The following is a 4,312-nucleotide window of genomic DNA, read 5'->3' on the forward strand; positions in this document are numbered from 1 at the left end:
GGATTCCTCCCCCGCGAACGGACCGGCCTACGCATCCGCACCGGCCTGCACGGGCTGTCGGACCTGCACGGGCTGTCGGAACGTCCGGCGCTCAGGCCGTCGAACCGCGCTCCTCGAGCATGTCCGCCATGAGCGCGATCTCCGACTGCTGGCCCCGGACCATGCCCGCCGCCAGGTTCCTGATCTCCTCGGTGCCGGCCGCGCCGGCCGCCGCCTGCGCCATCTCCGCACCCGCGCGGTGGTGCGCCGTCATCAGCTTCAGGTACCTCACCTCGGCGTCCTTGCCCTTCGCCGCCCGCAGCGCGTCCAGCTCGGTGTCGGTCGCCATGCCCGGCATCAGTGAACCGTCGCCCCGGGGTGTGAAGGTGTGCCCCATCCACGCCATGGGCGGAGCCTCGGACGACTTCGCCAGGCCCCACATCTCCAGCCAGCCGAGCATCATGCCGCGCTGATTGGCCTGGGTGTTGATGATGTCGTACGCGAGCCGGCGCACCGCCACGTCGTACGTACGGTCCCGCACGATGAACGACATCTCGACCGCCTGCTGATGGTGGATCGACATGTCGCGGGCGAAGCCGGCATCGACCGATGTGTCCGAGGGCGCGCCCTCGGACACGGCGGCAGTCGTGGAACCCGCCGAGGACGACGGCCGCAGGACCATCAGCGCGACCAGGCCCAGCGCCAGCAGCAGCACCACCCCGCCCGCCACCACCATCGGGCGCGAGGAGCGGACCGCGGACGTCACTGGGCGACCCCGCCCGTGCAAGCCGCGCCCGGCTCAGGGGTCTGCGGCCCCTGTACGTACTTGGTGAAGAACTGCGCCACGCGCGCGTCGGTGGCACTCGTCACCGTCACCTGCTTGCCCCACGCGCTGAGCATCAGCGGGGCGGCCTGGTCCTCGACCGGGCTCATCAGCGAGTACGGCGTCGTGCCGACCCGCTCGCCGAGCTTCTCGATGTCGGCAGGCTTCGCCTTGCTCGTGTACGTGACCCAGACCGCGCCGTGCTCAAGGGAGTGGACGGCGTTCTCCTTCGGTATCGCCTTGGTGTAGACGTCGGCGTCGCAGTTCATCCACACCGGGTTGTGATCGCCGCCGACCGGCGGGTTCATCGGGTAGTCGACCGGCTTCTCGACATGGTTCTGCGTGAGCTTGTCCCAGGTCCGCTCGCCCCGTACGGGCGAGGACTTGGCCTCGGCCTCGGCCTGTTCCTTGTCGTCGGCGGCGGACATCAGATAGGCGCCGCCCGCGACGAGCGCGGCGACCACGGCTACGGAGGCGGTGAGGGTGATGATCCGGCTGCGCCGCTCGCGGGCCCGTTCCTTGCGGCGGGCCTCCTCCAGCTTGGCGCGGCGTGCGGCGGCAGCGGTGTTCTGCTTCTTGTCGGAAGTCACGGAATGTCCTTCGGTTCAACACGACTGATGGAGCTGAGGGCATGCGGGAGGACGTCCCTCGGTGTCCCGGGGAACGGGCCCTGCCTCTAGATCCGTTGAACCTGCAGACGGAGATGGTCGACTTCCCGCACGGCGTCGTTGGACGGGCCGCGGATCGCGGCGGCGCCGGTGAGCGGGGCGGCCGGGGCCGTGACGGTCACGCCGGGAAGGGCCGCGGGCGCGCTCTGGGCGGGCAGCACGACAGGTGTCGCGTGCTCGGACGTCACATGGCAGGAACTGCCCGCGCCCCGGCCCTCCGGAGCATCGGCCACCACGGTCCGTACGGCCATGGGGTGCGAGGGTGTCAGGACCCGGTCGACGGCCGTGGTGTGCGTGCTCCGGTGATGCGCGGCCGAACCCGGGAGCGCGATCGAGCAGCACGAGACCATGGCGAGCAGGACGAACAGCAGGCCGAGAACGGCCGAGGCGTGGGCGCCCTGCCGTCGTTGGTGCGTCCGTTCGCTCGGCGTGTTCATCGCCGCCATCGTACGTGGTGTGTGAAGTTTCAATGAGGGGTGGGGCCGCTGCTGAGTCTCGTCGTGGCCACGGCCCTGACGGTGGACACCGCCCTCAAGCAGGACGCCCGCGGCCTCGGCTGACGGCCGCGTGCGCGTCTGATGGGGAAGGGCGGCGCCCGCCTGAGGGGTACGGGCGGCGCGCTCGACCGGCGGGTGCGTGCCTGACGGGCTGGTGCGCCGCACCTCGTCATGTGCGTGCTCCCTTGCGCGATCTTCCGCGCAAGGGAGGCGGGCGGGGCGGCAGACGGACCTGAAACGGTTCCACCGCCGTGCGATGATGCGCCCATGCCGTACCTGGTGCCGCCCCTCATTCCTCCGGGGCGCCTCGCGGACTCCGCCCAACCGGCTCTTGCCGTCGCCGACGACCTGCTTCTGCGGCCGTGGCGGAGCGAGGACGCGCCGACGATCGTCGCTGCCTTCTCCGATCCGGCGATCCAGCACTGGCACCTGCGCCGGGCCGAAACCGAGGGCGAGGCGCGCGACTGGATCGAGCAGTGGCAGGACGCCTGGTACAGCGAGACCGACGCCCACTGGGCCGTCGTACGTCCCGGGGGAGCGAGCGACGGGCCCGAGGAGGTGCTCGGCCGGGTCTCGCTCCGTTCCCTGGTGCCGGCGATCGGTCTGGCGGAGTGCTCCTATTGGGTACTGCCGGCCGCCCGCGGACGGGGCGTGGCGCCCCGGGCCGTGTCGGCGCTCGCACGCTGGTCCTTCGACGAGATCGGGTTCGAGCGGCTCGAAATCGCGCACTCCGTGCTGAACGAGGCTTCCTGCCGGGTGGCGGCCAAGACGGGCTTCGCCCTGGAGGGCACCCGGCGCCACGCCCATCTGCACGCCGACGGCTGGCACGACATGCATCTGCACGCCAGGCTCCGCGGAGACGGTGCGAACGGCTGACCGCGACGGAGGCGGTGCCGGTCCGTTCGCGTCCTCCCCGCGAAGTCGCGCCGTTCAGTCCCGTTCGACGTCCACCTCGGTGAGCCGCGCATACCGCTCGGGGTCGGTGCGGCGGATGCGCAGAGCCACCACGAACCCGGCCACGAGCACCACCGGCAGCGGCACCAGCAGCGCCGCATTGACCGCACCCGTGCGCCCGGTGAGCAGATCGAAGTGGAGCGTGGCGAGCACCGACAGGACCGCGAGACCCACGAAGGCGATCAACGGTGCGACCGCGACCCGCCAGACCGACATGCCGCACCGGTCACGACGGAAGAAGAAGCAGACGGCGAGCGCGGCGAGCGCCTGCATGATCATGATGCCGAGTACGCCCGTGCTGTTGGTCCACAGGAAGATCTCGGAGTACGGATCCGCGCCGATCAGCGCACCGCCCACCACGATCACCAGGCCGAAGACGGTCTGCACCACGACCGCCGTCACCGGTGAACCCTGCCGGGCCGACACCCTGCCCAGCCGGCGCGGCAGCAGGCCCTCGCGGCCCAGGGCGTAGAGGTAGCGGGCCGCGGCATTGTGGAAGGCGAGGGTGGCGGCGAACGCGCTGACCACGATCAGCACATGCATGGAGTCGGCGAGCCAGGGGCCGACGAACCGGTCGGCCGCGTGGAATGTCAGCTGCGGGCCGTCCGACGACCGGGCCATCGCGACCGACTCGTCCGTGCCGAAGCTGCCCATCAGGATCCACACCCCGAGGGCGTAGAACAGCGCCAGGAACCCGATCGCGACAAAGGTGGCGCGGGGTACCGTGCGCTCCGGGTCGCGTGCCTCCTCGGCGTAGATCGCGGTCGCCTCGAAGCCCGTGAACGCGCCGATGACCAGGACGAACATCCCGGCCATGCCGCCGGAGGAGGCCAGCACGGACGGATCGAAGGACGTGAGGTCCAGGGCGTCGGTGCCCCGGTCCGCCAGCACCCCGACATCCATCACCAGCAGCACCAGGACCTCCAGGACCAGTGCCACCCCCAGCACCTTCGCGCTCAGCGTGACCCGCAGCCAGCCCAGTACCCCGGTGCCCAGCACGCAGAGGGTCGACAGCGGCCACCAGGGCAGCTCCGCACCGGTGAGATCGCTGAGCGTCGTCGAGGCGAAGTAGCCGAACCCGGCGGCGACACCCGGGGCGACCAGGTTGTACGAGAGCGTCGCCAGGTAGGCGGTGGCGACGCCGAGCGCCCGGCCGAGCCCTCGGGCGACGTACGCGTAGAAGGCTCCGGCATTGCGTACGTAGCGGCTCATCGCGGTGAACCCGGCGGCGAACAGCACCAGCAGTGCACCGGAGACCAGGTAGCCGAGCGGGGTGCCCGGACCGCCGATGCCGATGGCGAACGGCGCGACACCGGCCAGCACGGTCAGCGGCGCGGCCGCCGCCACGACGAAGAAGACCAGATCGAAGGTGCCGATCTGCCCCTTGGCGA

5 protein-coding genes are annotated in these 4,312 nt (G+C 71.1%); 1 reads left to right on the plus strand and 4 read right to left on the minus strand.

Features of this window, described 5'->3' with window-relative positions; genetic code table 11:
* Window positions 1–91: 91 nt before the first annotated feature.
* The 3 genes from ACFU8Q_RS39665 to ACFU8Q_RS39675 all read right to left on the minus strand — a co-directional run bounded on the left by ACFU8Q_RS39665 (window position 92) and on the right by ACFU8Q_RS39675 (window position 1,907).
* On the minus strand, window positions 92–745 hold the full coding sequence (locus ACFU8Q_RS39665; protein ID WP_384464555.1) for a DUF305 domain-containing protein: 654 nt from the start codon (window positions 743–745) through the stop codon (window positions 92–94).
* Complete coding sequence (locus tag ACFU8Q_RS39670; protein ID WP_384464558.1) at window positions 742–1,392, minus strand: DUF3105 domain-containing protein; 651 nt, start codon at window positions 1,390–1,392, stop codon at window positions 742–744. The genes ACFU8Q_RS39665 and ACFU8Q_RS39670 overlap by 4 nt, the downstream gene beginning before the upstream one ends.
* Before the next feature lie 86 nt (window positions 1,393–1,478).
* On the minus strand, window positions 1,479–1,907 hold the full coding sequence (locus ACFU8Q_RS39675) for a hypothetical protein (RefSeq protein WP_384464560.1): 429 nt from the start codon (window positions 1,905–1,907) through the stop codon (window positions 1,479–1,481).
* Window positions 1,908–2,234: 327 nt separating this feature from the next.
* On the opposite strand from ACFU8Q_RS39675, the gene ACFU8Q_RS39680 reads away from it, so the two are divergent.
* Window positions 2,235–2,843: a GNAT family N-acetyltransferase gene (locus ACFU8Q_RS39680; protein WP_384464563.1), complete on the plus strand. Its 609-nt coding sequence runs from the start codon at window positions 2,235–2,237 to the stop codon at window positions 2,841–2,843.
* A gap of 54 nt (window positions 2,844–2,897) precedes the next feature.
* On the opposite strand, the gene ACFU8Q_RS39685 is transcribed toward ACFU8Q_RS39680, so the two are convergent.
* Window positions 2,898–4,312: APC family permease (locus tag ACFU8Q_RS39685; protein ID WP_384464566.1), on the minus strand; the 1,415-nt coding region annotated here is incomplete at its 5' end.

It is taken from the genome of Streptomyces sp. NPDC057543 (genome assembly GCF_042801895.1).
In the GTDB taxonomy this organism is placed as follows: domain Bacteria; phylum Actinomycetota; class Actinomycetes; order Streptomycetales; family Streptomycetaceae; genus Streptomyces.

What these genes read in the sequence shown, in the direction of transcription:
- ACFU8Q_RS39675 (WP_384464560.1), bottom strand. Translation starts at nt 1,907, where the DNA reads ATGAACACGCCGAGCGAACGGACGCACCAACGACGGCAGGGCGCCCAC.
- ACFU8Q_RS39680 (WP_384464563.1), top strand. Translation starts at nt 2,235, where the DNA reads ATGCCGTACCTGGTGCCGCCCCTCATTCCTCCGGGGCGCCTCGCGGAC.